This is a genomic window from Solwaraspora sp. WMMA2059, from assembly GCF_027497315.1.
In the GTDB taxonomy this organism is placed as follows: domain Bacteria; phylum Actinomycetota; class Actinomycetes; order Mycobacteriales; family Micromonosporaceae; genus Micromonospora_E.
The window spans coordinates 1,849,148-1,874,060 of sequence record NZ_CP114908.1 but is presented as its reverse complement, the minus strand read 5'-3'; the positions used below and the strand labels follow the sequence as shown (position 1 = coordinate 1,874,060).

The 24,913-nt window shown below is 72.4% G+C and carries 21 protein-coding genes; 8 read left to right on the top strand and 13 right to left on the bottom strand.

Annotated features, from left to right (window positions below):
* Positions 1-40: 40 nt before the first annotated feature.
* The 9 genes from O7553_RS08560 to O7553_RS08520 all read right to left on the bottom strand — a co-directional run bounded on the left by O7553_RS08560 (position 41) and on the right by O7553_RS08520 (position 10,150).
* On the bottom strand, positions 41-1,192 hold the full coding sequence (locus tag O7553_RS08560; protein ID WP_281554278.1) for a nitronate monooxygenase: 1,152 nt from the start codon (positions 1,190-1,192) through the stop codon (positions 41-43).
* Positions 1,189-2,013 carry an aspartate/glutamate racemase family protein gene (locus O7553_RS08555; protein WP_281554277.1) on the bottom strand — a complete coding sequence of 275 codons (825 nt, stop codon included), beginning with the start codon at positions 2,011-2,013 and terminating at the stop codon, positions 1,189-1,191. Before O7553_RS08555 ends, O7553_RS08560 begins: the two co-directional genes overlap by 4 nt.
* Positions 2,014-2,177: 164 nt before the next feature.
* Positions 2,178-3,539 (bottom strand): DUF6596 domain-containing protein, encoded by a 1,362-nt coding sequence (locus O7553_RS08550; protein ID WP_281554276.1) that lies wholly within the window; start codon positions 3,537-3,539, stop codon positions 2,178-2,180.
* A 7-nt stretch (positions 3,540-3,546) separates the two neighbouring features.
* Positions 3,547-3,900, bottom strand: coding sequence for a YciI family protein (locus O7553_RS08545; RefSeq protein ID WP_281554275.1), 354 nt, complete (start codon positions 3,898-3,900; stop codon positions 3,547-3,549).
* Between the two features lie 103 nt (positions 3,901-4,003).
* Positions 4,004-4,627: a PadR family transcriptional regulator gene (locus tag O7553_RS08540; protein ID WP_281554274.1), complete on the bottom strand. Its 624-nt coding sequence runs from the start codon at positions 4,625-4,627 to the stop codon at positions 4,004-4,006.
* Between the two features lie 151 nt (positions 4,628-4,778).
* A complete protein-coding gene (locus tag O7553_RS08535) occupies positions 4,779-6,452 on the bottom strand; it encodes a cellulose binding domain-containing protein (protein ID WP_281554273.1) in 1,674 nt (557 codons plus the stop codon).
* A gap of 342 nt (positions 6,453-6,794) precedes the next feature.
* Positions 6,795-8,018 carry an MFS transporter gene (locus O7553_RS08530; RefSeq protein ID WP_281554272.1) on the bottom strand — a complete coding sequence of 408 codons (1,224 nt, stop codon included), beginning with the start codon at positions 8,016-8,018 and terminating at the stop codon, positions 6,795-6,797.
* A gap of 91 nt (positions 8,019-8,109) precedes the next feature.
* Entirely contained in the window at positions 8,110-9,630 is a 1,521-nt protein-coding gene (locus O7553_RS08525) for a glycoside hydrolase family 43 protein (RefSeq protein ID WP_281554271.1), read from the bottom strand.
* A gap of 70 nt (positions 9,631-9,700) precedes the next feature.
* Complete coding sequence (locus O7553_RS08520) at positions 9,701-10,150, bottom strand: hypothetical protein (protein ID WP_281554270.1); 450 nt, start codon at positions 10,148-10,150, stop codon at positions 9,701-9,703.
* Positions 10,151-10,173: 23 nt separating this feature from the next.
* On the opposite strand from O7553_RS08520, the gene O7553_RS08515 reads away from it, so the two are divergent.
* Both O7553_RS08515 and O7553_RS08510 read left to right on the top strand, forming a co-directional pair.
* Positions 10,174-11,298 (top strand): MFS transporter, encoded by a 1,125-nt coding sequence (locus tag O7553_RS08515; RefSeq protein WP_281554269.1) that lies wholly within the window; start codon positions 10,174-10,176, stop codon positions 11,296-11,298.
* Positions 11,295-12,401 carry a hypothetical protein gene (locus tag O7553_RS08510; protein WP_281554268.1) on the top strand — a complete coding sequence of 369 codons (1,107 nt, stop codon included), beginning with the start codon at positions 11,295-11,297 and terminating at the stop codon, positions 12,399-12,401. Before O7553_RS08515 ends, O7553_RS08510 begins: the two co-directional genes overlap by 4 nt.
* Here O7553_RS08510 and O7553_RS08505 read toward each other — a convergent pair.
* On the bottom strand, positions 12,341-13,540 hold the full coding sequence (locus O7553_RS08505) for an acyl-CoA dehydrogenase family protein (protein ID WP_281554267.1): 1,200 nt from the start codon (positions 13,538-13,540) through the stop codon (positions 12,341-12,343). The genes O7553_RS08510 and O7553_RS08505 overlap by 61 nt on opposite strands.
* Before the next feature lie 91 nt (positions 13,541-13,631).
* Here O7553_RS08505 and O7553_RS08500 point away from each other — a divergent pair, with 91 nt between their 5' ends.
* The 5 genes from O7553_RS08500 to O7553_RS08480 are packed head-to-tail and all read left to right on the top strand — an operon-like array spanning position 13,632 to position 19,412.
* On the top strand, positions 13,632-15,515 hold the full coding sequence (locus O7553_RS08500) for a CoA transferase (protein WP_281554266.1): 1,884 nt from the start codon (positions 13,632-13,634) through the stop codon (positions 15,513-15,515).
* The gene (locus tag O7553_RS08495) at positions 15,512-17,137 is read left to right on the top strand and encodes a class I adenylate-forming enzyme family protein (RefSeq protein ID WP_281554265.1); all 1,626 of its coding nucleotides are present in this window, start codon (positions 15,512-15,514) and stop codon (positions 17,135-17,137) included. The genes O7553_RS08500 and O7553_RS08495 overlap by 4 nt, the downstream gene beginning before the upstream one ends.
* A complete protein-coding gene (locus tag O7553_RS08490; protein WP_281554264.1) occupies positions 17,134-17,811 on the top strand; it encodes an ATP-binding cassette domain-containing protein in 678 nt (225 codons plus the stop codon). Before O7553_RS08495 ends, O7553_RS08490 begins: the two co-directional genes overlap by 4 nt.
* A 4-nt stretch (positions 17,812-17,815) precedes the next feature.
* Positions 17,816-18,703, top strand: coding sequence for a metal ABC transporter permease (locus tag O7553_RS08485; RefSeq protein ID WP_281554263.1), 888 nt, complete (start codon positions 17,816-17,818; stop codon positions 18,701-18,703).
* Complete coding sequence (locus tag O7553_RS08480; RefSeq protein WP_281554262.1) at positions 18,624-19,412, top strand: zinc ABC transporter substrate-binding protein; 789 nt, start codon at positions 18,624-18,626, stop codon at positions 19,410-19,412. The genes O7553_RS08485 and O7553_RS08480 overlap by 80 nt, the downstream gene beginning before the upstream one ends.
* 75 nt (positions 19,413-19,487) lie before the next feature.
* On the opposite strand, the gene O7553_RS08475 is transcribed toward O7553_RS08480, so the two are convergent.
* The 3 genes from O7553_RS08475 to O7553_RS08465 all read right to left on the bottom strand — a co-directional run bounded on the left by O7553_RS08475 (position 19,488) and on the right by O7553_RS08465 (position 23,132).
* Positions 19,488-20,789: an SPFH domain-containing protein gene (locus O7553_RS08475; protein WP_281554261.1), complete on the bottom strand. Its 1,302-nt coding sequence runs from the start codon at positions 20,787-20,789 to the stop codon at positions 19,488-19,490.
* Positions 20,789-22,363 (bottom strand): SPFH domain-containing protein, encoded by a 1,575-nt coding sequence (locus tag O7553_RS08470; RefSeq protein WP_281554260.1) that lies wholly within the window; start codon positions 22,361-22,363, stop codon positions 20,789-20,791. Before O7553_RS08470 ends, O7553_RS08475 begins: the two co-directional genes overlap by 1 nt.
* Before the next feature lie 166 nt (positions 22,364-22,529).
* Positions 22,530-23,132, bottom strand: a complete 603-nt coding sequence (locus O7553_RS08465; RefSeq protein WP_281554259.1) for a nitroreductase family protein — start codon at positions 23,130-23,132, stop codon at positions 22,530-22,532.
* Between the two features lie 233 nt (positions 23,133-23,365).
* Here O7553_RS08465 and O7553_RS08460 point away from each other — a divergent pair, with 233 nt between their 5' ends.
* A complete protein-coding gene (locus tag O7553_RS08460; RefSeq protein WP_281554258.1) occupies positions 23,366-24,862 on the top strand; it encodes an RICIN domain-containing protein in 1,497 nt (498 codons plus the stop codon).
* Positions 24,863-24,913 lie beyond the last annotated feature (51 nt).

Genomic DNA, 24,913 nt, shown 5'->3' with positions numbered 1-24,913 from the left:
CGTCGCGCCCGCCGGGTCAGTCGCCGTCGCGCCCGCCGGGTCAGTCGCCGTCGCGGGCGGCAGCGTCACCGACGTCACTGGCGTCGTCATCGGCCAGGGCGGCGATGTCGCCGACCGCGTCGGCCATGCCGGTCCGCAGGTCGTCCAGCACACTGGCGACGGAGCGCACCCGGTCGACCAGGCCCACCGCCTGGCCCGCCGCCGAACCCATCACCGGGGTCACCTGATGCTCGAACGAGCTGACGACGGCGTCACGGGCGAGGAGCTGCTGCACCGGTGAGGCCAGCGGCGCCGGCGCCGGCGGCTGCTGCCAGGCCCGGGTCCACGCGGTGGTCAGCTGTCGGGTCGGCTTACCGGTGTACGACGTGGTCTTCGCGGTGTCGGTCGCCGCCGCCGTCACGATCTTGTCCTTGACCACCGGGTCGAGATCGCTCTCGGCGGTGGAGAGCCAGATGGAGCCGGTCCACACCGCCTGCGCGCCCAGTGCCAGTGCGGCGACCACCTGACGGCCGGTGGCGATGCCGCCGGCGGCGACCACCGGCACCTCACCGGCGGCCGCCACGACCTGCGGCACCAGCACCATCGTGGTGGTCTCGCCGGTGTGTCCGGCCGCCTCGTAGCCCTGGGCGACGATCACGTCGACGCCGGCGGCCAGCTGATGACGGACGTGTCGCTGGTCGCCGACCAGGCCGGCGACCAGCATGTCGCGCCGGGTCGCGACGGCCCGCACCGCGGCGGGCGGCGGCCCGAGGGCGCTGGCCACCAGCCGGACCGGGTGGGCCTGGACGACCTCCCACAACGCGTACGCGTTCGCGTGGGTCATCAGATGGTCGATCTCGGTCGGCATCCCACCCAGCCGGGTCCGCCCGGGTGCGCTGCGCCGCTGCGGGATGCCCAGCCGGGTCCGCAACCCGGCGACGAACTCCTGATGCCCGGCCGGGATCTGGGCGAGCAGGTCCGCCGGGTCGTCACCGGCCGTCGTGGCGGGAAAGAGCAGATCGACACCGTACGGCGTACGCCCGCACTCCCGGTCGAGCCAGGCGAGATCCTGCTCGAGATCCTCCGGGGACATCGAGGCCGCGCCGAGCACCCCGAGTCCACCACCCCGGCTCACCGCCGCCACCACGTCCCGGCAGTGGCTGAAAGCGATCACCGGCAGGTCGATGCCGACCCGCCGACACAGCGGCGTCACGACGCCGAGGCCGAGGTGACGGCGCAGACCTCGCAGCCGTCGGCGTCGACCGAACAACTGGCCCCGGCCGTCGCGTCCACACCCAGGTAGGCGTCTACCAGGGCGGTGACCGCGCCGAGCCGGCCGGTCCGCGCTGGCGCACCGGTGGCGGCGAGCGCGGCGGCGTGCCCGGCCCGCAGGCCGACGACGGACGGGTCGAGGATCTCGATCCCGGTCCGGTGCCCGACCTCCTCGACGACCGGGGTCATGCAGGTGCAGCCGAAGAAGATCAGGTCGGTGCCATCGGCGTCGGCGGCCCGCAGGCACGCCTCGGTGATGGCGGCGACCACGTCGGTCTCGCCCCGACCCATCCGGGCCTTGACCCCGCTGTCGGTGCCGACCAGGTCGAGCTCGGTCTCGTCGGAGAGGTAGTGCACGCCGGCGGCGAGCTCGCCACCGGGGCAGGTGGCCAGTCGTTGCGCGTAGAGGTAGTCCATCGAGGCCGGCCAGACGGTGACGATGCTGAACCGCCGACCGAGTGCGGCGGCCCAGGCCAGTGTCGCCTCGCCGGCACCGACGATCGGCACCGTGGTGGCCGCCCGCAGCCGGTCCACGCCGTAGTCGCCGAACGTGTCGATGTAGACGGCGTCGCAGCCGGCGGCGATCGCCGCCTCGGCGACGTCGACCGTGCCGACCTCGGTGAGCAGGTGTTCGTAGGGGGTACGGGCGAACCGCCGCAGGCGCGGGTCGAGCAGTTCGGTGACGAGTCCAGGTGGATCGGGCAGGACCGGGGCCCGTTTCGCGTCGGAGTTGATGACCGCCAGTCGTCGCAGCTCGCTCATGTCGACCTCCCGGCAAAAGTCTGACTTATCTCTTCGCAGAGTGTCAACGATCCACCGAACACGTATTCAGCTGCTTACTCGGCCGAGGAAGAAAGGTCTGCCGTCAGTCTCGGCGAACGGACCGACACCGTCGGGAGGTGACGGGACCGGGCGCCGGGACCGGCTCAGTCCGTCGCGGCGGTCGCCGCCCGTACCGCAGCCAACCGACTCCGCAGGTGCTCCCGGTCCGGCTCGGTGCCGGCCAGCTCCAGCGCCTGCCGGTAGGCGTCGGCCGCGTCGGCGTACCGGCCGAGACGCTGCAGCAGCTCGGCCCGGGCCGCCGGGAACGGGTGGTGCGAGCGCAGCCGAGGGTCGGCGGCCAGCTCGTCGAGAATGGCCAGCCCGGCGGCCGGGCCGTCGCGCATGGCCACCGCCACCGCCCGGTTCAGGTCGACCACCGGCGAGGGCGCGATCCGCGCCAGTACGTCGTACAGGGCGACGATCTGCGGCCAGTCGGTGCCGGCGACGTCGGCGGCCTCGTCGTGCAACGCGGCGATCGCGGCCTGCAGCCCGTACGGTCCGGGCGGGCCACCGGTCAACGCCGTACGGGCCAGCCCGCAGCCTTCGGCGATCATCGGTCGGTCCCACCGCCGCCGGTCCTGCTCGTCGAGGAGCACCAGCGCCCCGTCCGGGCCGGTCCGGGCGTGCCGACGGGCGTGGACCAGCAGCAGCAGCCCGAGCAGGCCGGCGGTCTCCCGTTGGGTCGGGAGCAGCCGGTGCAGGATGCGGGCCAGCCGGACGGCCTCCTCGGCCAGGTCGAGGCGCTGCAGGTGCGGACCGGAGCTCGCCGCGTAGCCCTCGGTGAAGATCGAGTACACCGCCTGCAGCACGCCGGGGAGTCGCTGCGGCAACTCGTCGACACCGGGCACCCGGAACGGAATGCGCGCGTCGCGGATCTTGCGTTTCGCCCGGACGATCCGCTGGGCCATCGTCGCCTCCGGCACGAGGAAGGCCCGGGCCACCTCGGCGGTGGTCAGCCCGCCGAGGTGGCGCAGGGTCAGCGCCACCCGGTCCGGCGCGGGCAACGCCGGGTGGGCGCAGGTGAAGAAGAGCGCGAGCCGGTCGTCGGGCAGGTCGGGGTCGATGTCGGCGGCCGGCGCCGGGTCGGCCCGGTCCGCCTCGGCCTGCAGCACCGCCAGGCGCAGCGCCAGCGTCCGGTCACGGCGGATCCGGTCCACCGCGCGACGCCGGGCGGTGGTCAGCAGCCACGCCCCGGGGCGGGTCGGCACGCCGGAGACCGGCCAGTGCGTCAGAGCCGCCTCGACGGCCTCGGCCGCCACCTCCTCGGCCAGGTGCAGGTCACCGAAGCGGCGGACCAGGGTGGCGAGCAGCCGGCCGTGCTCCTCGCGGAACACGGCCGCCACCGAGGTCCGCACCGTTTCCGGATCGGCACCCCGCACCGTTTCCGGATCGGCACCCCTCGCCGTTTCCGGATCGGCACCCCTCGCGGGCGCGGCGGGGTCGTCGGGCGATTCGACGCCGGCCATCGGGGGATCAGATCCCGAACTCGGCGACCGGACGCACCTGCACCGATCCCCCGTCCCGGGCACCGGGCGAGCGGGCCGCCCAGTCCAGCGCGACGTCCAGGTCCGGTACGTCGATGATGTCGTAGCCGCCGAGCACCTCGCGGCTCTCAGCGAACGGGCCGTCGGTGACGATCCGTTGACCGTCTGCGTCGACCTTGACCGAAGTGCAGGTGGTCAGGTCCGCCAGGGCGTTGCCGCTGACCCAGATGCCGGCGTCCTTCATCTGCTTGTCGTAGGCGATCCAGTCCTCGACCGTGCACTGCGCCCCGGCCTGCTCCGGGCCGTCGGTCGGCGGGCTGACGAACAACAGCATGTACTTCATGTCGGGCTCCTCGCAGGTAGTGGCGTTGCCGTACGCCATGACGACGATCGGCGGGCCGCCGGATCGACAGCCGATCCCTACGAATCCTGCGGTGACCGGCGACCTACTCGGAGTCGGCCAGGATGGCGTACAGCTTGCGGCGAGTCTCGTCGAGTACGGCCAGGGCCCGCTCCCGCTGCTCGGCGGTGCCGTTCATCATCACGTGGCGCAGCGCGTGCAACGTCTGCATACCGGATTCGCGCACGTCGTGCCAGCTCTCCACGGTTTCCGGGGCGAACTGCGTCCACGGCGCCTGCTCGGCGGCCTGCTCGGCCTCGGGGCGGCCGGCGTCGGTCAACGCGTACTGCCGGCGGCTGCCGCCGGCCGCGTCCACGGTCCCGACGACCAGCCCTTCGTCCTCGAGCAGTTGCAGGGTGGGGTAGATCGATCCCGGGCTCGGTCGCCAGGCACCGCCGGTGCGGGAGTCGAGTTCCCGGATCATCTCGTACCCGTGCATTGGTCCTTCGACGAGCAGGGCGAGCACGGCGGCACGCACGTTCGGCCGGCGGCGGCCGCGGCCGCCGCCCCGGCCCCGCCACGGGCCGCCGCCCGGCCCTGCGCCGAAGCCGGGACCGGGACCGGGACCGGGACCGAAGCCGGGGCCGGGACCGGGACCGAACGGCGGGAATCCGAATCCGCCCCGCATCCATGCCTGCGGTCCGCCGTGGAACCGGTGGTGGAACTTCATGGCTGCCTCCAACGATGCTTTGTCGATACACCGACGATATATCGCCAACCCGTCGACGACAACATGCCGTACGCCCGGCGGGTGCAGGACCCGCCAGGCGTACGGTGATTTGGTGCATTTGCTATAGAATGCTGATTTCCCCGTCCGTCCGTCAGCTACGTGCTCCGAGGTTCGGGTAACTGCGTGGTTGCAGAAAGGCGGAGCTCCGAATCCCGCCGTCCGTGGCGCGCGGCCCGATCAGCACCGAAGGATCCGTGCTGAGCAGATCCGAGTTGCTCCAGGAGCTTTTGATGTTCCACGAGTTCCCGGTCGCCGTGGAGTTGCCCAGCGACACCCCCGCCCCGTTGCTGACCGCGAGGTTCGCGGTCAACCGCGAGGTCGAGTTCGCGAACTTGTACCCGCTGTCGCCGTTGTTCCAGGCCGTGGTGCGGTCCACCGTGATGGTGCCCGGGTTGCCGTTGTCGATGAACCCGCTCACCGCGTTACTGAACGAGAAGCTGTTACGGATGGTGTGGTTCGCTGCCGGGTCGGGGTCACCGCCGCCCATCTTGAACCCGTTGCCGTCGCCGCTGTAGTTGGGCAGACCCCATCGGTTGAAGCCGTTACCCCAGGCCGCAGAGTCCTCGACGAGGATCGGAGAGGCAAACTCCCAGGCGTCGAAACCGTCGTCGGAGTTGTTCCACAGCCGGGCTCCGCGTACCACGTTGCCGTTGCCGGAGCCCTCCTTGATGGCCAGGCCGTCGGCGCTCTCGCCGTTCTTGCGTGGATCCCGGTTGCCGTACGAGTCGAGGTTGATCACCTGGTTGTTGCTCGCGGCGCCCTGAATCTGCAGGCCGGACTCGTAGTTGTCGCGGGTAACGAGACGTTCGAAGACGTTGTTGCTGCAGTCGCGGCAGAAGATGGCGTATGGCCCGTGAATGATTTCCAGGTCACGTACCCGCCAGTGGTCGGCCTCCATGTGCAGCACGCCACGCTCGAGGTTGGGGATGCTGCCACCGACCGGGGCCGGGGTGTGCGGCAGGTTCTCCCCGTCGAGAACCACCCGCTCCCGGTTGTAGCTGGTGATCGTGTACGGGTTGGCTGATGTGCCGTCCTTCATGATCCGCACGTTGGTGCTGAACTGGTAGGTGCCGCCCCGCATGGCGATCGTCGTGCCGGGGGAAGCCAGGGTCACCGCCCGAGCCAGGGTCGCCAGTGGAGCCCCGAGTGTGCCAGGATTCGCGTCGTTTCCGTTGGTCGCGACGATAAGCGTGTTGACCGGTGGCGCAGTCGTCGGTGGCGGCGCAGTCGTCGGTGGCGGCGCAGTCGTCGGTGGCGGCGCAGTCGTCGGTGGCGGCGCAGTCGTCGGTGGCGGCGCGGTGGTCGGTGGCGGCGCGGTCGTCGGTGGCGGGCTGGTGGGAACGGGTCCGTTGCAGACCGTGCCGTTGAGAGTGAAGGTCGTCGGCACTGGGTTCGACGAGTTGTTCCAGGTGCCGTTGAATCCCCCGGTCACAGTGCCGCCGGTAGGGATCGACGCGTTGTAGCTGACATTTCGCAGGACGACGGTGCCACTGGCCGGGTCGGCAGTGAATCCCCAGGACTGGGTGATTGCCTGGCCGGCAGCGAAAGTCCAACTCAGCGTCCAGCCGTTGATCGGCGCACCGTGGTTGGTCACGGCGAGGTTGGCACCGAAGCCACCCGGCCATTGCGCGGCGACGGTGTACGTGACCTGGCAGCCGCTGGCGGCGCTGGCCGACAGGGTGGTCACCGCGGTCATCCCCGCGGTGAGAGCCACGGTGGCCACGGCCGCCACCGGCCACGCCGGCCGTCGGAGGTGTCGAGTCATGGATTCTCCTGATGGTCGATCCAGCGGTTACCGGCGGGCAGCACGCCCACTGACGACCGGGACCACTGGTGGGTGAGGTTCGACGATGAGACAGCAGTTGGCATCCGCCGACCAGCCGGTGCCGGCCGGTCGGCCGAGTCACCTCCTAAACCTCGGTGGCCTGCGGTGAGGTGCGTGAAAGCGCTTTCCACACATCATATTGATAGATGTCATCACGTCAACAACCGGGAGTCTGCTGCCCGGCCGGGTCGACCTGGGGGACCCTGCTCGTCGACGCCGGGGATAGGGCCGCGCAACGATGACCGCGCTGATCCCTTGGGCATCATCGAGGCCCGCGACGCGTCAGCGGAACGCGGGATGGATCAGGACGAAGGCCGTGACGCATGCCATCACGACAGCACCGATCAGTACCGGCAGCGGCGCCCAGACCGCGTACAACGCCGTACTGGCGGTCGGTGCGAGCACGAAGGTGAGCCCGTTGGTGGCACCGATCAGGCCGGCCAGCCCGCCCTGTTCCTCGCGGCGAACCGCCAGCGTCGGACCGGCGACGTAGCCGGGCATCGCGATACCGAGACCCAGTCCGATCATGGCCATCGCGACCACCAGGAACGCGATGTGCGTGTCGGGCACCAGCAGAGCGAACCCGACCAGCCCGACAGCACCGCCGACCCGCAGCAGCCTTGCCGGCCGCCAGCCGCTACGCGGCACCACGACGGTCTGCGCGAACGCCATCCCGACACCGGCGGCGAGCAGCGCCGTACCGGCGATCAACCCGGTCGCCTCCGCATCCAGTCCGAACCGGTCCTGGACGAGGAATCCGCTGACCACCTGGATGAAGCCGAGCGCGGTGAACATGCCGAACCCGGCGAGCAGGTACGGCCACACCCGGGCGTCCCACGCGCTGACCCGTACCGGCTCCTCGATCAGCTCGGTACGGTGCTCCCGGCGTAGCCGCACCGCGACGACGACCAGCCCGGCGGCCAGCAGCACCGGCACCACCACCAGCGGAGCCATCAGCCCGAACCCGGCGAGCAGCCCACCCACCAGCGCGCCGACGACCATCGCCACGCCCTGCACCGCCCCGATCCCGGCCATCCCCCTGACCCGGGCGGACTGGTCGTCGGTGACGTCGGCGATGTACGCCTGCGCGGTCGGCGGCACGGCGGCGAGCGCGGCTCCGAACCCGACGCCCCGGAACGCCACGAAGAGCAGGAACAACGTGCTGCCGGTCACGACGCCCCGCATGCCGAGGTCGGCGAGCAGCGCGAACAACGCCATCGTCAGGGTGGCCAGGGTGAACGCCGCGACCAGCACCGGCTTGCGGCCCCATGACTGGGACCGGCGCCCCCACAGTTGGCTGGTGGCCACGACCGTCAACGCGGAGATGCTGATCGTCACCCCGACCTGCCACTCGGCGAGGCCGATCTCCCGGGCCAGCGGAGCGATGATCGGGTTCATCGACATCTGACCGAGGAAGACCAGGAAGACCGCGCCGAGCAGCAGCGGGATCTGCGGCCGTGGGACACCGGCCGGGCTGTCGGCGCGGGCCGTGCCGGGTGAGACCATCCGGTCACGCTAACCACCGGTGATCATCGGCACCAAGGACGCCGGTCACACCTGCCACCCCGGCTGTGACCAGCGACGATGGCGGTAGCCGTCACACCTGGCAGCCGTGGTCCGGGAGGTAGTCGAACCAGTCGAAGCGGACCGTGCCGGTGGCGGCGTACATGCCGATCACCCGGCCGGTGAAGCCTCCGGCGACCTCGGTCGACAGGTAACGGCCGTCGAGCTCGGCCAGGACGGTGAACTCACCGTCGGCGGTTTCGAGGCCGAGCCGCAGCACGTCCGGCCCCTGCCGAGGATGCCAGGTCGGCGACGGGACGGCGTCGACCCGCAGCACCACCGGCCCGGGCGGCACCGGTCGGGCGTCCAGCACCGGCCGCAGCGGGCCGATCCGGGCCGCGACGTGCACCCCGCCGCCGCCGGCCTCGACCGCGTAGTGGTGGTTCTCGTCCATCCGCACCGCCAGGCCGCCCCGGCCGGCACCCGGGTCGATCAGGGTCCGGACCCGGCAGGACAGGTGCTGCTGACGGCGGCCGACGAAGGTGACGTCCGGGGCGTCGAGCGACGCGCCGCGCGCGTGCAGGGTCAGCCAGCCGGGCGGCCGGCTCGTCGACCAGGCGTCGGCGGGCCGGGACCGCACCGACAGCCACCGTGGGTGCAGCCGGTCGCCGTCGAAGTCGTCGCGGGTCGGCGGCGGTGTCACCGGCTCCGCCGGCCAGCGCGGGGCGGTCATCCGCTCGGTGAGCGCGCCGACGACCGGCCAGTCGTCGACCCAGTCGACCGGGGCGAGGAACGTCTCCCGGCCGAGCACGTGCCAGCCGGGGGTGCCGCCGCGCGGTCGGGCGCCGAGCAGGACCAGCCACCAGGAGCCGTCCGGTGCCTGGATGAGGTCGCCGTGACCGGTGTTCTGGATCGGCAGGTCGGTGCCGCGGTGGGTGAGGATCGGGTTCGCCGGGCACGGCTCGAACGGGCCGTCCGGTGCCGGGCCCCGGGCGACGGAGATACCGTGGCCGCGTTCGGTACCACCCTCGGCGATCAGCAGGTACCAGTAGGCACCGATCCGGTACAGGTGCGGGGCTTCCGGTGCCTGGGCTCCCGGGGTGCCGGACCACAGCCGGCGGGTCGGTCCGAGCGCGGCACCGGTCCGCGGGTCGATGCGGACCTGCCCGACGCCAGCGGTCGTGCACCAGCAGTTGCCGTCGTCGTCCCAGGCCAGGTCGGGGTCGATGCCGGCCACGCCGGGCAGCGGCACCGGGTCCGACCACGGACCGGCCGGGTCGGCGGCGGAGACCAGCAGGTTGCCGCCGCCGTCCGCCACGTTGGTGGTGATCAGCCAGAACCGGCCGTCATGGTGGCGCAGGGTGGGTGCGTAGATCCCGCCGGACGACGGTGCCGACGCGGGGATGGCCAGCTGCTCGGGGCGGTCCAGCACGTTGCCGATCTGGGTCCAGTTGACCAGGTCGCGGCTGTGGAGGATCGGTACGCCGGGAAAGTACTCGAAGCTGGAGCAGGCCAGGTAGTAGTCGTCGCCGACCCGGCAGACGCTCGGGTCCGGGTGGAAGCCGGGCAGCACCGGGTTGGTGAACCCACCGTCGACCCATCCGTCCATTGTCATGTCGTCCTCCCCGGTCCGGTGTGCGGTGGATGCACCGTACCCGGACCGGGGTCGGACCTCGGTCGGTCGATCAGTCGGCGTCGTCTGCGCTCGCGGCGGCGCCGCGGGCCGGCAACGCAACGGTACGCGGCAGCAACTGCGCGGTGAGCAGGGTGGACAGTGCCGAGACGTCCCCGCCGCCGGTACCGTCGGTGCGTACCACCACCGGCTGCGGGGCCTTGCCGGCGAGCGCAGCGCCCACCTCCAGCCGGCGCAGCGCCAGCTCGTACTGCAGGACCGCCCGGTTGTCCCGGTACGCCTGGGCCAGCCGGCGTTGCGCCTTGGCCTCGTTCTCGGCGGCTTTATCGCGTCTCGGCGAGCCAGCTCGCCGGGACGCGCCAGTTGTCGTCTGCCCTGCGCGGTGTGTCGGTCGATCATCGATCGACGACCGGCGACGATAACGGGAACCCGACGGTTCGCCGGGCCGACTGATGTTGCGGCGATGAAGGGAGGCGTCGGATGGCCACGCGGTGGCGGACATCGACGATGGTAACCACATGGGCGATGGCGGTGTCGATGCTACCGCTGTACGCGGTCAGTGCGCTCGGCCCGTATCTGGCCGAGGACCTGGGCGTGTCACGAGCGGCGGTAGGCGTCCCGGTGACGGTCGCGTTCGCGGTGGCGGCGGTGGTGTCGTTGTCGGCCGGACGGCTGGTCGACGCGGTCGGGCCCCGGCGGGGGCTGCTGTGGTTGGCGACGGTCGTCGCGGCCGCGCTCCTGGCGGGCTCGGTCACCGGCAGCTACCCGGTGCTGGTCGCGGTGGTCGCCGTCGCCGGGCTGGGGATGGCGCTGGCGAACCCCGCGACCAACGTGCTGGTGGCCACAGTGGTACCCGCACCCCGGCGGGGCACCGCTGTCGGGGTGAAACAGTCCGGTGTGCAGCTCGCCGCGGTGATCTGCGGGCTGGCGCTGCCATCGGTCGCGGCCGCCTCGGGCTGGCGTACGGCGCTGGGACTGGCCGGCCTGCTCGCGGTGGGGCTGTTCGCGGTGGTGTGGTGGCAGGTGCCCCGGCCACCCCGACGGGACACACCGGCCGGACCGTGGTGGCAGTGGTCACGACCACCGGCGGAGGTCGCCGGTCTGATGGGCTACTCGCTGCTGCTGGGCACCGGCCTGTCCGCGGTCAACACCTACCTGCCGCTGTACGGCGTACAGCAGTTGCAACTGGCCGGCTGGTCGGCCGGCGCGCTGTTGGCGGTGTTCGGCGCCGCCGGCGTGTTCGGACGGCTGTGGTGGACCCGTTGGGCGGACCGGCTTCCGGTGGTGACTTCGGCACTGCCACTGCTGTCGGCCGCGGCGGCGGTCTCGGCCGCGCTGGTGCTGCTGGCCGGGCAGTGGACGCCGCTGGTGTGGCTGGGTGCGATCGGGGTGGGGATGACGGCCACCGGCGCGAACGCGGTGTCGATGCTCGCCGTGGTGCGCCGCAAGGCTCCGGCCGGTCATGCCTCGGCGCTGGTCTCGACCGGCTTCTTCAGCGGCTTCGTGGTGGGGCCGACCGGCTTCGGTCTGCTCGCCGACAATGGCGGCTACCCGCTCGCCTGGGGTGCGGTCGCCGTAGTGTTCGCCGTCGCCGCGCTCGCCGGGCTGCGCCTGAGGAGCCGCACCGCCGCCGAACCGGTGCCGGCGTGACCGCGCCGCCGGGACCCCGGCCGCCGGTCGGGGTCGGCACACCGCAGCCCCGGACCGCGCTGAACGCGATGCTGGACCGGCTGCCGCACGTCCGTGCCGTGGTCGGCGAGCGGTTCCCGCTCTACGCCGACCCGGCCAGCGGCGACTGGACGAGCACCCGACGCGGGTCCTGGACCGGCGGCTTCTGGGCCGGGCTCCACTGGTTGGGGACCGCGGTCCGCGGCGACCCGTCCTGCCGGGCCGCCGCGACCGAGATGACCGGACGCCTCGCCGCACGGGCCGGCGACGACACCGTGACCCGGGCCATGACGTTCTGGTACGGGGCGGCCGCGGTCGGCGGACGGATCTGCCGGGACACGACGGCGACCCGGGTCGCCCTGACCGGTGCTCGTGCGCTCGCCGGGTCGTTCGACGCCGGTCCCGGTGTGTTCCCGGTCGGGTCGGCGTTCGGTGGACCACCGACGCCCCGGATCGGCATCGACGCACTGGCCGCCGTGGTGGCGTTGCTGTGCTGGGCCGACGGGCCGCTGAGCGGAGCCCGGCAGCTGGCCCGACGCCACGCCGCGAGCTGCGCCACCCTGCTGGTGGCCGCCGACGGTCAGGTGCTGGCCGAACGCGAACTACCGGCCGTGGGTGCACCGTCGACCGACGGCGAGATGTGGACGCGTGGGCAGGCCTGGGGGATGCTCGGTTTCGCGGTGGCCGCCGACCGGTTCGGCGGCGACTTCACCGAGGTGGCGAGGCGCACCGCCGACCACTGGTTGGCGGTCACCGGGCAGAACGGATCGGCGTCCCGGGTGCCGCCGGCGGTGGTCGGTCGCGCCGGTGCGCCGCCGGACACCTCGGCGGCGGCGATCGCCGCCGCCGCGCTGTGGACACTCGGCGGACGGCCCGCGCCGTGGGCGGCCCGCTACCGGTCGGCCGCCACCGCGACGACCGCTGCCCTCGTCACCGGTCACCTGGCCGCCGACGGCACGTTACGCGACGGATGCTACGACCTGGACAGGGCCGTCGCGCCCCGGCACGAGGTCGTCTGGGGCAGTTACTTCCTGGCCGCGGCGCTGGCCGCGCAGTCCGCCACGCCACCGTTGGTCGCCTGGTAGTCGGCGAGCAGCCGGGTGGCGACGGTGGTGACGTGCAACTCGTCCGGGCCGTCGAGGATCCGCGCCGCCCGGGCGGCGCGCAACAGCATGGCCAGCGGGGTGTCGTCGGTGAGCCCCTCGGCCCCGTACACCTGCACGGCGCGGTCGACGACGGCATGGAACGCCCGGGCGGCGACGACCTTCGCGGTGCCGGTGGCGGTCCGCGCGTCGCCCCCGGCGGCGAGAGCCGCGACGGCGGCCCGGGTGAGAGCTCGGGCGGCGGCCAGCTCCGCGTGGCTGTCGAAGACGTAGCCGTGCAGCAGCTGCTTGTCCGCGAGTACCGCCGTACCGACCTGGCGCCCGGTCAGCCGTCGGCACATCAGGTCGAAGGCTCGCGCGGTCTGGCCGAGCCACCGCAGGCACCGCAGGGTACGTCCGAGCGACAGCCGGCCGGCGACGATCCGCAGGCCGGCCCCGGCGGCGCCGATCAGGTGGTCGCCAGGCACCCGGACCCCGTCCAAGGCGATCTCGTACTGCCCACCGGCGCCGAGCACCGGCAGCTGACGGACGATCCGGTAGCCGGGTGCGGTGGTCGGCACCAGAAGCAGGCTGAGGGAGCTCCGACCGGTCGGGTCGTCGTCGGCCGACCCCGGTCCGGTTCGGCAAACGACGGTGGTGAAGCCGGCGTCCGCGGCCCGACTGGTGAACCACTTCCGGCCGGTGATCACCCAGTCGTCGCCGTCGCGGACAGCACTGGTCCGCAGGGCCGCGGGGTCGGTCCCGGGCACCTGCGGCTCGGTCATCGCGAAGCTGGGTGGGCATCTGCCGGCGACCATCGGGCCCAGGTACCGGTCACGCACCGCCGCCGTCGCGTAGGTGTCCAGCATCGTGGCGTCGAGAAGCGAATCGGAGCCGAGCGCCACCGGGCCGTAGTCGCTGTACCCCTCGGCCTCGGCGATCCCCGCGTAGTCGGTCAGTCCCAGCCCCTGCCCGCCGAGTGCCACCGGCAACGGGATCGCCCACAGCGCGGCGGCACGGGCCCGCTGCTGCAGCGCGCCCAGCGCTGCCCGGCCCTGCTCACCGCCGGCCGCGAGCGCGGCCTCGGCGGGAATCACCTGGCTGCGGACGAACTCCGCCACCTGAGGCTGAAGGACATGCACGGCGAACCTCCCAAACGCACCATCGTGATCGGACAGCTGGAAATCGCAGCGCCCGGGAACTGGACAGACGACCCATGCGACTACAGCAGACGTGACAGTTGATGCCGAAGGCACCCGTACCGTAGTCGGACCGCAGGGCGTTCCAGTTCCGGCCGGTCCGCTGGCCGGTCACCGGCTGGCCGGCGCTGGGGGCACCGCCGCGCACCGGGTACTCGCCCGTCACCTCGTCGAACTCGGTGCCGACCGGGTCAGCGACGCCGGGCCGCTGCGGCTGATTGGGCCGGACGAGGCGCAGCTGCCGATCGAGCTGGACTGGACGGAGCCAGCGGACCCGGCCGGTGGCGCCGGGCGGCCGGCCGAGTTGGACGAGGTGACGGCTCAGGCCCGGTACGGTCTGATGGCGGTGCACGGCCGGGCCCGGGGCGGGCCGGCACGGATCAGCCTGGACTACGTCGGCACCGCCGCCGCGGTGGTCGCCGGGCAGGGGGTGCTGGCCGCGCTACTGGCCGGGTTGCGCGGTGGCCCGGCGCCTGAGAGCGTGCGGGTGCCGGTGGCCGGGGCGGCGCTGCTGACCGTGTCGCAGTACCTTGCCGCCGGCAGTGCCGACGATCCGGAGTACGTCGAGGCACCGACCGCGGCTGGCTCGCCGCCCCCGTTCGTCTGCGCCGACGGGGTGTGGGTGGAGTTGGAGACCCTCGATCCGGCACCGTGGCATCAGTTGTGGACCGGTCTCGGTGTCGAGCCGTCCGTCGCGGCCCGCGCGTGGCGGGCCTTCGTGCTGCGCTACGCGACTGCGACCGCTCCGCTGCCGGCGCAGCTGCACGCCGCCGTCGCCGCCGTGCCGTTGGCCCGGTTGCAGGAGTTGGCCGGAGCCGCCGGGGTAGCGGTCCAGCCGGTACGGGGCCATGCCGACCGGAGCCGCGACAACTACCTGCCGGGAGCCGACACACCACCCTGGACGATCGCGGCTGGACCGCAGCGCCGAGCCGTCGGCGTCGACTCAGGCGGTGCCGCCGGGGGCACCGGGGGCGGACCGTTGACCGGCCTGCGCGTGGTCGAGGCAGGTCGACGGATCCAGGGGCCACTCGCCGGGCAGGTGCTGCGGCTGCTCGGTGCCGAGGTGATCCGGATCGAACCGGCCGGCGGCGATCCGCTACGGGGGATGCCGCCGATGGTGGGTGACTGCTCGGCCCGGTTTCTGGCGCTCAACCGGGGCAAGCGGATCGTCGAGGCCGACCTGCGCAGCCCGGACGGCCGGGCCACGGTCCGGGAGCTGGCCACGTCCGCCGACGCGTTCCTGCACAACTGGGCACCGGGCAAGGCCGCGCGGCTGGGGCTGGACGCCGGTGACCTGTGGGCGGCCAACCCACGGCTGGTGTACACGTACGCCTCCGGCTGGGGTGACGCGCGCGGATCGGATCCGCCCCCGGGCACCGACTTCATGGTGCAGGCGTACGCCGGGCTCGGCGCCCAGCTGCGGCCGGCCGGTGAGCCTCCGGCAGGTTCGCTGATGACCATGCTGGACGTGCTCGGTGGGCTGGTCGCCGCCCAGGGTGTCCTCGCCGGACTCGTCGCCGGGCACCGCGACGGCCGGGGCCAACGGGTGGACAGCAGTCTGCTGTCGGCCGCCGGTGTGCTGCAGGGACCGGTACTGCGCGGTGAGCAGCCGGCCCACCCGCGCGGGGGTCCGCTCGACGGCCCGCTGCCGGCGGCCGGGGGGCACCTCGCCGTACCCGAGGGCACCACGGCCACGTCGCTGGCCCGGATCACCGGCGGGGCCGGCCTGGCCGGTGCGCTCGACCGGTTGGCCGAGCTACCGGTCGCCGACGCCGTCGGGCAGCTGCGGGCCGGCGGCGTCGCCGCGGTGCCGGTCTGCCCGGAGCCCGGCCTGCTCGCCGCCGACCCCACCTTGGCAGCGCTGCTCGACATCGACGGCTGCGCCTTCGTCACACCCCCCTGGAGGTTCTTCCGGTGACCGTGCTGACCGCCACCGACCTGGTCCCCGCCGAGCTGCGCCGCTGGTGGCGCCATGCCGGCTACTACCCCGACGCCGACCTGTACACCTTGTTCACCCGACAGGTCGCCGCCGCGCCGGATCGGGCAGCGGTGATCGACGACGACGGCACCCACTCGTACGCGGAGCTCGCCGACCGGGTGAACCGACTGGCCGGCGCGCTGCACACCGCCGGCGTCCGGCCGGGCGAGGTGATCGCCGTCCAGTTGCCCAACAGCTGGCGGGCGGTGGCAGTGGACCTCGCCGCAGCCGCGATCGGGGCGGTCGTGCTGCCGTACCCGATCGGTCGGGGCCGCCGGGACACCCTGACCCTGCTGCGCCGGTCCCGCGCCGCCGCCGTCGTGGTGGCCCACAAGTTCGGCGACGTCGGGTACGCCGATGTGCTCGCCGGGCTGCGCGATGACCTGCCGGACCTGCGCATCGTGCTGGTGGCCGGGACCGGTGGCCCGGACAGTCTGGAAAGCCTGGCCGTCGACGGCACCGCGTTGTCGCACCGGCCGCCGGTGGCGCCGGACGCCCCCGCTCGGATCCTGGTCTCCTCCGGCTCCGAGGCCGCCCCAAAGATGATCGTCTATTCACACGAGGCCCTTGCCGGCGGCCGGGGCACGTTCATCGGCGCGCTGCACACCGGGCCCGGTCCGATGCGTAACCTGTTCCTGGTGCCGCTGGCGTCGTCGTTCGGGTCGTCCGGGTCGGCGGTGACCGTGGCACGGTTCGGCGGGACCCTGCTGGTGCAGTCCCGGTTCGACGCCGCCGGGGCGCTCGACCTGATCGACCGGCACGGCCCGCACCTGGTGTTCGGGGTGCCGACGATGTTCACCATGATGCTGGACCATCCCGCCGTAGCCGACGTGGACACCTCGACGCTGCGGGCCGTAGTGGCTGGCGGTTCCCGGGTCGACCCGGCGACGGTGGCCGCCTGCCGGGACCGGTTCGGCTGCGCCTACGTCAACTGCTACGGCTCGGCGGACGGGGTCAACTGCACCACCGACCCGGCCGCTTCACCGGCCGCGGTGCACGACGCGGTCGGCCGGCCCAACCCGGCGGTCGCGGCGGTCCGGATCGTCGGCGAGGACGGCCGCGACGTCACAACGGGCGCCGTCGGCGAGATCTGGGGGCTCGGGCCGATGAGCCCGCACTGCTACGTCGACGCCGAGTTCGACGCCCGGTACCGCACCGACGGCGGCTGGGTGCGCACCGGTGATCTCGGTCGGATCGACCCGGACGGCTTCCTCCATGTGGTCGGCCGGCGCAACGAGATCGTCATCCGGGGTGGGCGCAACCTCTCACCGGTCGAGGTGGAGCTGCTCCTGGCACAGCACCCGGCGGTGCGTCAGGTCGCCTGTGTGGGAGTACCGGACCGGTTGATGGGTGAACGGATGGCAGCCTGCCTGGCACTGCGCGACGGGGCGTCCGCACCAACCCTCGACGAACTCACCAGCTACCTGACCGAGACGCACGGCCTGGAACGTGCCAAGTTGCCGGAGCACCTGCGGATCTTCGACGCGTTGCCCCTGTCGCCGGCCGGCAAGGTGGACAAGCGGTGGCTGCGGGAGCAGCTCACCGCCGGATCGCCCCGATGACCCGACCATCAGCCACCGCCGCCTCGGCAGTGGCGCGACCGGCCGGCGGTGCTCCCGTCACCTTCAGCGGCGTGACCTGCCGGTACGGCCGACGCACGGTGGTCCACTCGGTGGACCTCGCCGTCGACGCCGGCGAGCACGTGGCGTTGACCGGAGCGAACGGCTCCGGCAAGACGACGCTGCTGCGCACCGTCCTCGGGCTGCACCCGCTGGCCGCCGGTGCCGTCTCGGTCGACGGCGTGGTCGCGGCCGGCCGCGACGGCTGGGCACGACGACGCCGCGAGGTGGCCTGGGTGCCGCAGCGGCTCACCCCGGGGCATTTCCCGCTGCTGGTCCAGGAACTGCTGGCCAGCGGCGGCGCACCGGCAGCCGCCGCCGACGCGGCCGACGCCCTCGGTGTCGGCGGTCTCGACGACCGGCCACTGCACACGCTCTCCGGCGGGCAACTGCAGCGGGTGTTCCTGGCCCGGGCCTTCGGCGCGGTCGCCGCTGGGGCCCGTGCGCTGCTCGCCGACGAACCGACCGCCGCGCTCGACTTCGGCGGTCAGGAACAGGTCGCCGGGCTGCTGGCCGGGCTGCCGGTCACCGTCATCGTCGTCTCACATGACCGGGCGATGTCCCGTGCCTGCGACCGGGTCGCCGAGATGGCCGCCGGCACGTTACGGGTGGTCTGACCAGGTGGAGCACTTCCTCGAGCTGCTGGCCCTGCCGGCGGTCCAGCGGTCGGCGATCGGGTTGGCCGTCGCCGCCGTCGGGTTGCCGATCGTCGGGGTGTTCATCGTCGGTCTGGACATCATCGCCGTCCGGTTCGCGATCATGCACGTGGCGTTGCTCGGCATCGCCGTCGGTCTGCTCGTCGGGCTCGACCCGATGCTGTGCGGGCTGGTGGCCTGCGGGTTGGCCGGTGCCGGAGTCGCCCCGCTGGCCCGCCGGCCGGCCGGGCTGCCCGGCGCGATGGGCCTGCTGATGACCTTCGCGATCGCCACCGCGCTGCTGGTGCTGTCGGTGTCCGGGGTGAACGCCACCGGTGCGTTCGAGCTTCTGTGGGGGTCGATCCTGGCCACCCGCGACGTCGACCTGGTCGTGCTGACGGTCCTCGCCGTCGCCGTGCACCTGTTGTTCTGGCGATACCGGCGGCAGCTGGCACTGCTGCTGTTCGACCGCGAACTGGCGCTGTGCTCCGGTGTGGCCGCCGGCGGCCTGATGCTCGCGCTGCTCATCGTCGTGGCGGTCGCGATCGGAGCCTCCATCCGGCTCACCGGCGCGCTGCTAGTCGACGCGCTGACCATCCTGCCGGCCCTGGCCGCCCGCAACCTCGGTCGGTCGCTGACCTCGATGGCCGCCTGGGCGGTCGCCTTCGGCGTACTCGGCAACGCGGTCGGCTTCACCGCCGCGCTGCTGCTCGACCAGCCACCCGGCCCCGTCCTGGTCCTGGTGGCCGGCACCCTGACCCTGCTCACCTATCTCATCCCTGAAGGAGCACTGCATGCGCTGGTCACGAACCGTCGTCGCGTTGACCGCGACGACCACACTCGCCCTGTCGGCGACCGGGTGTGGCAGCACTGACGCCGGCCAGACCGCGCCGGACGCCGACGGCCCCCCGGCCGGCGGGCCGGCGATCGTCGCCTCCACCACCTGGGTCGGCGCGCTGGCCAGGGCCGCCGGGGTCGCCGACATCACGGTGATCGCCCCGGCCAACGTGCAGCATCCGCCGGACTACGACCCGAAGCCCAGTGACCTGGCCGCCGTCGCCGACGCCGACTACGTGCTGTATGCCGAGTTCGACGGATTCGCCGACCGGCTGACCGAAGCTGCCGGCGGCGACGCGGAGCTGATCGCCGTACAGTTGGAGAACACTCCCGCTGCGATCACCGCCGAAGTGAACCGGCTCGGTGCGCTGTTCGGCACCGCCGACGCGGCCACCGCCTGGCTCGCCGAGTTCGACAGCACCTACGCGGAGCTGTCCGAGCAGGTCAAGACGGCCGCGCCGGAGCCGGGAACGGCGGTGGCCCAGCTGTTCATCGCGTACTGGGCGGAGTTCGCCGGTCTGCAGGTCGCCGGTACCTACGGCCCGCAGCCGGTCACCGCGAGCCAACTGGCCGAACTGACTGCGGCAGAGCCGACCGTGGTGCTGGCCAACGCGCACCTGCCCGGAGCCAACCCAGACGTCGAAGGGGCCGCCAGGGTCGACATCATCAATTACCCCGGTGACGACCTGGACCTGCTGACGGTGTTCCGCACCAACGCGGAGAACATCAGCGCCGCCCTCGCCTGATCCCGAGCCACCGGGCGGGCGGACCGTTTCCGGTCCGACCGCCCGGTCACGCCGATCGCGAGTCGATCGGGTCTGTCAGTCGGCGTCGTCTGCGCTCGCGGCGGCGCCGCGGGCCGGCAACGCAACGGTACGCGGCAGCAACTGCGCGGTGAGCAGGGTGGACAGTGCCGAGACGTCCCCGCCGCCGGTACCGTCGGTGCGTACCACCACCGGCTGCGGGGCCTTGCCGGCGAGCGCAGCGCCCACCTCCAGCCGGCGCAGCGCCAGCTCGTACTGCAGGACCGCCCGGTTGTCCCGGTACGCCTGGGCCAGCCGGCGTTGCGCCTTGGCCTCGTTCTCGGCGGCGATCAGCCCACTGCGGCCCCGGGTCTCGATCTCGAACCGGACCCGCTGCGCGTTGGTCTCCTGCTCCTCCAACAGCTGCGCGACCTGCTCACGGGCCTTGTTCAGGGCCGCCTTGACCTCGACGAACCGGGCGTCACGCACCTTCTTGGCCCGCTCGATGTCCATCTGCAGGCTGTCGATGCGCCGCTTGCGGGTCAGCCCCCACTCCTGCTCGTACGCGGCGTGCTCCTTGGCGACCCGCTCCCGGGTGGCCAGGTGCTGCTGGTACTGGGTGGGCAGCTGCACGTCGGGGATGTTGCAGCCGGTGATCCGCACGCCGTAGCGGGACAGCTGCCGGTTGAGCAGCTCCTGCATGTCGGCGACGTCGGAGCCACGCAGGTCGTACGCCCGTTCGGTCTGCACCTGGCGGGCCCGCTGCCGGATGGCGTCCTGCACGGCGCTGGACAGCACCAGGTCGAAGTTGCCGGCGCCGATGGCCCGGACGAACAGCACCGCGTCGGTGATCCGCAGCTTCATGAAGAACTCGATCGAGCGCAGCGGCACGTTCTCCCGGGTCGGGCAGGCCATCACCGGCGCCGAGTACGGAATCTCGGTGGCCACGTCGACGACGAAGTCGACCCGAGACCAGGGATGCCACAGGTAGTGCCGGCCCGGTTCCAGGGTGCGCACGACCGCACCGTAGCGGGTCAGCACCCCATGAGTGCCCTGTTCAATCTCCACGATGGACGACCGCCACCACCAGAGCGCGCCGAGCAGCAGCAGCGCCACGCCAGCGAGATAGCTGGCTGTGGCGAGGGCGCCGTACGCGGCGCCGACCAGCCCGTCGGCCCCGTTCAGGGTGAACATCACGCCGGACAGCAGGGCGAGCAGACCGAGCCAGAGCGGCACCATCCAGCCGAGCCGGCGCCGGTGCTTGGGGATCACCACCGGTACGAGGCTGCCCGCGTCACCGCCGCGCAGCAGCTGGGCGAGCTCGCTCCACGGTGCCACCGCCTCGGAGATGACCGACCTGCCGCCGCTGAGTTTGCTCATCACCGCTGTGCCTCCGTCTCGTCGTCGGTCGGCTCCGGCGCACCGGGGGCCAGGGAAACGCCGGCGTCGGTGCCCGGAACGGTCGGTTGGTCGGCCTCGCGCAGTGCGGCGATCTCCGGCTCGCGTTCGGCGATCCGGGCGGCGACCTCGGTCAGCCGGGTGCGCATCGTGGCCATGTCGGTCTCGCTGAACAGTTCGGCACCTCGTTCGCCGACCAGTTCGCGGGCCAGTTTCAGCAGGTCCACGCCCACCGCGCCGTCCGGGTCGGTGGAGCCGCCGATGCGCACCAGCCGGGGCAGGTGGTCGGCGACCTCCTCCAGGGTGTCGAGCACCTCCCGCTGGTAGCGGTAGTCGAGGATCTCCGGTGCTTCGGCGGCGGTGACCGCCCGGATGTCCAGGGCCTGCGCCTCCAGCAGGGCGGCGTTGGCCCGTGCCTCGGACTCGGCCAGCACGTACCGCTGGCGGGCGAGCGCCTCGGCGCGGTTGGTCTCCCGCTCGACCGCGGTGTCCATCTGCGCCTGGTACTGGGCGATCTCGGCCTGGATGCCGGACAGGGTTTCGTGCAGGGTGGCCAGCTCCTTGGTCAGGTCGCCCTCGTCCTGCTCCTTGCGCAGCTGCAACGCGTACTGGTGGGTGTAGGCGTCCTTGGCGACCCGCACCATCTCGGGCGCGGCGAGGTCCATCCGGTACTCCCGGTCGGACGGCTCGGCGTGGGTGATGTTGGCGTTGGTCAGCTCGACCGCCGGGAGGAACTGCTGGTTGAGTTGCTCCAGCAGGCGGCCGGTGTCCTCGCCGACCATGTTGTAGATGTCGGCGGCCTGCTGTTCGTAGATCAGGCTGCGGATGGTTTCGCTGACCGCGTTGCTGAGCTTCTCCTCGAAGCCGCGGACCGCACCGAGGGTGTAGACGAACTCCACCGGGTCACTGATCCGGAACTGGATGAACAGGTCGATGGACGCCTTCACGCCGCCCTTGGTCGGGGCCTCGCGCACCGGCGCGTTGAACGGGTATTCGCGGGTGGTGTTGACGATGTACGACACCCGCTTCCACGGGTTCAGCAGGATCACCCGGCCGGGGCCGACGACCTGCTCCAGCTTGCCGAACCGGGTGATCAGCGCGGCGCAGCCGTCCGGCACCATCACCATGCCCTGGCGCCACCAGACGAAGCCGACGGCGAACAGCGACAGCACCCAGTAGTGGATACCGAACAGCGGGTTGAGTAACAGGTTGCCGCCGGCGACCGCGACCACCGCGGAGCCGAGTACGCCGAGCACCAGCAGCAGCGACACCGGCAGCATGGTGAGCAGCGAACGACCGCGCGGAATCACCATCGGGCAGATGACGTGCGCCGCCCCGCCCTCGCCGCGCCGCTGCTCACTGCGGTTGAGCACCTCACCCGCGTCGTCCAGCGGCACCCGGCGCTGCTCCATGACGGTGTCGATGCTGCCCCCGAGGTCGCGGGCCGCCGGGAAGTCGACCGGGTCCATCCCGTCCTCGACCGGCTGACCGCCGCCAGCCCCACCGGCCCCACCGGTCACGGCACCGCCACGGCGGCGCAGCTCGGCCATGGCCATCTGGCGAGGATCGTTACCTTCAGCTATCGCGTAGGCGGCGTTGCGTATACCTTGTTGGACCCGTGACACGGTTCCCCTTCCGCAGATCTCAGTCGGCGCCCGGCTCGGCCAGCTCGGCGCACCGGTCCCGCGAAATGCTAGCCACCCAGGTCAACCGGGGTGACGGCTACGCCGGGTCGGGCACCGACGCCGGGCGTACCGACAGCAGCAGGTCGGCGACGGGCAGCCGGTGCCGGGCGGCGCGCTCCCTCGTGGCGAGCGGCTCGTCGAGCTCGATGGTGGCCGCCCGGCGGCCGACGGCGACGACGACCAGCGGGTTGAGCGCCGCCGTGGGCAGCAGCGCCGCGACCCGTTCGGCGTCGAAGCCGCCGAGCTGGTGCACGGCGAGCCCTTCGTGCTGGGCCTGGATCGACAGGTGCGCGACCGCCTGCCCGGTGTCGTAGGCGGCCCACGGGCGGGTCGCGCCGCTGTCGGCGACGGTCTGCGCGGCCACCACGATCAACGCGGCGGCGGCATGCGCCCAGACCCGGTTTCCCGGGTCGAGCGCGTCGAGCAGGCTGGCGTGGCCGGCATCGCCACGGCGGACCACGCCGAACCGCCAGGGTTGGCTGTTTCCGCAGCTGGGCGCCCAGCGGGCGGCTTCCAGCAGCGCGGTCAGCTGCCGGTCGGTGAGCCGGTGCTCGGGATCGAAGGCGCGCGGGCTCCACCGGTCGGCGAGCAGCGGGTGCAGTGGCTCGGCCGTGGTCGCGGTCTTCGGGACGTCGGACACCGGGTGCTCCTGTCGGGGTCGGGGTCGGGGTCGGGGTCGGGGTCGGGGTCGACAACAGAGTGTCGAGTATCCAGTGTGTCGGTGCTCAGTGCTCGGTACGACGGTACGACGATCCACAGGTGACCGGCGAGCCATGCCATCGATTCATATCGCTTTTACGCCTAGTCTGGATCGACACACGTGGTGCCGTACGTCCGCGACGCCACATCCGGCCACCCCGAAGGAGGCAGCCGATGCCTGCCGCACCCCGCCCCGGGGAACACCCCCGCCGTTGGCGGCGGCGCCTGGTCCGCACCGCCTGCGCCGCCCTGTCCGTCCCGCTCATGCTGGTCGCCGCGCTCGCGCTCGCCGCCGCACCGGCCGCCGCCGCACCGGTCACCGTCACCAATGCCACCCAGTTCACCGACACCACCGGCGCCGGCGTCCACGCCCACGGCGGCGGCATGATCAAGGTGGGCGGGTACTACTACTGGTTCGGTGAGAACCGCCACGACGACCACACCTTCCGGTACGTCTCCGTCTACCGGTCAACCGACCTGCGCACCTGGGAGTTGCGCAACCACGTGCTGCGACAGTCCAGCAGCCCGGAGCTCGCCGTCGCCAACATCGAGCGCCCCAAGATCCTCTACAACCCGGCCACCGGCAAGTACGTGCTCTGGATGCACTGGGAGAACGGCGTCGACTACGGCCAGGCCCGGGTGGCGGTGGCCACCTCCGACACCGTCGACGGCGACTACACGTACCTGGGCAGTTTCCGGCCGCTCGGGTACGACTCGCGGGACATGACCGTGTTCCGCGACGACGACGGCACCGCGTACCTGATCTCCTCGACCCGGGTCAACGCGGACCTGAACATCTACCGGCTGACCCCCGACTACACCGGCGTCGCCGCCCTGGTGCAGACCCTGTGGCCGGGCAACTACCGGGAGGCGCCGGCCATGTTCAAACGTAACGGCGTCTACTTCCTGGTCACCTCCGGCGCCACCGGCTGGCAGCCCAACCAGGCCCGGTACGCCACCGCCTACAGCATCACCGGCACCTGGACCGCCCCGACCACGTTCGGTGACAGCATCACCTACGGCTCGCAGCCGGCCTACGTCCTGCCGGTGCAGGGCACCGCCACCACCTCGTACCTGTACCTCGGTGACCGCTGGGCCAGCGCCTGGGGCGGCCGGGTCAACGAGTCCCGCTACGTCTGGCTACCGCTGACCTTCCCGTCGAACACGTCGCTGAGCATGGCCTGGCATCCACAGATCAGTATCGACACCGCGACCGGGCAGGTCACCGGCGTCGGCGGCGGGTACGCCTACGAGACGCTGCGGGCCCGGCACAGCGGCAAGTGCCTCGACGTGCTCAACGAGTCCACTACGGACGGCGCCGGCGTCGCCCAGTACGGCTGCCACAACGGCGGCAACCAGCACTGGCTACTACGTGACCTGGGTACCGGCTACCACCAGCTGGTGGCCCGACACAGCGACCGCTGCCTGACGGTGTCGAACGGCTCCACCGCCGACCACGCCGCCGTCGCCCAGTACGCCTGCCAGCCGGGCCGCACCGACCAGCAGTGGCAACTGGTCGACGCGGGCTCCGGCTACCAGCGGATCGTGGCCCGGCACAGCGGCAAGTGTCTCGACGTCGCCGGGTACTCCACCGCCGACAGCGCCCGGGTGATCCAGTACACCTGCGGCACCGGCGGCAACCAGCAGTGGCAGCGGATCGGGGTCTCCTGAATCTGCGCCGTGTCCGCTGCGGGACCGGACGGCGCGGTCACGCCGTCCGGT

Coding starts and splice junctions, on each gene's coding strand:
- O7553_RS08540 (WP_281554274.1), bottom strand. CDS start 4,627: ATGAAGTTCCACCACCGGTTCCACGGCGGACCGCAGGCATGGATGCGG.
- O7553_RS08555 (WP_281554277.1), bottom strand. CDS start 2,013: ATGAGCGAGCTGCGACGACTGGCGGTCATCAACTCCGACGCGAAACGG.
- O7553_RS08535 (WP_281554273.1), bottom strand. CDS start 6,452: ATGACTCGACACCTCCGACGGCCGGCGTGGCCGGTGGCGGCCGTGGCC.
- O7553_RS08525 (WP_281554271.1), bottom strand. CDS start 9,630: ATGACAATGGACGGATGGGTCGACGGTGGGTTCACCAACCCGGTGCTG.
- O7553_RS08460 (WP_281554258.1), top strand. CDS start 23,366: ATGCCTGCCGCACCCCGCCCCGGGGAACACCCCCGCCGTTGGCGGCGG.
- O7553_RS08530 (WP_281554272.1), bottom strand. CDS start 8,018: ATGGTCTCACCCGGCACGGCCCGCGCCGACAGCCCGGCCGGTGTCCCA.
- O7553_RS08550 (WP_281554276.1), bottom strand. CDS start 3,539: ATGGCCGGCGTCGAATCGCCCGACGACCCCGCCGCGCCCGCGAGGGGT.
- O7553_RS08490 (WP_281554264.1), top strand. CDS start 17,134: ATGACCCGACCATCAGCCACCGCCGCCTCGGCAGTGGCGCGACCGGCC.
- O7553_RS08545 (WP_281554275.1), bottom strand. CDS start 3,900: ATGAAGTACATGCTGTTGTTCGTCAGCCCGCCGACCGACGGCCCGGAG.
- O7553_RS08480 (WP_281554262.1), top strand. CDS start 18,624: ATGCGCTGGTCACGAACCGTCGTCGCGTTGACCGCGACGACCACACTC.
- O7553_RS08470 (WP_281554260.1), bottom strand. CDS start 22,363: ATGGCCATGGCCGAGCTGCGCCGCCGTGGCGGTGCCGTGACCGGTGGG.
- O7553_RS08520 (WP_281554270.1), bottom strand. CDS start 10,150: ATGTCCGCCACCGCGTGGCCATCCGACGCCTCCCTTCATCGCCGCAAC.
- O7553_RS08515 (WP_281554269.1), top strand. CDS start 10,174: ATGGCGGTGTCGATGCTACCGCTGTACGCGGTCAGTGCGCTCGGCCCG.
- O7553_RS08475 (WP_281554261.1), bottom strand. CDS start 20,789: ATGAGCAAACTCAGCGGCGGCAGGTCGGTCATCTCCGAGGCGGTGGCA.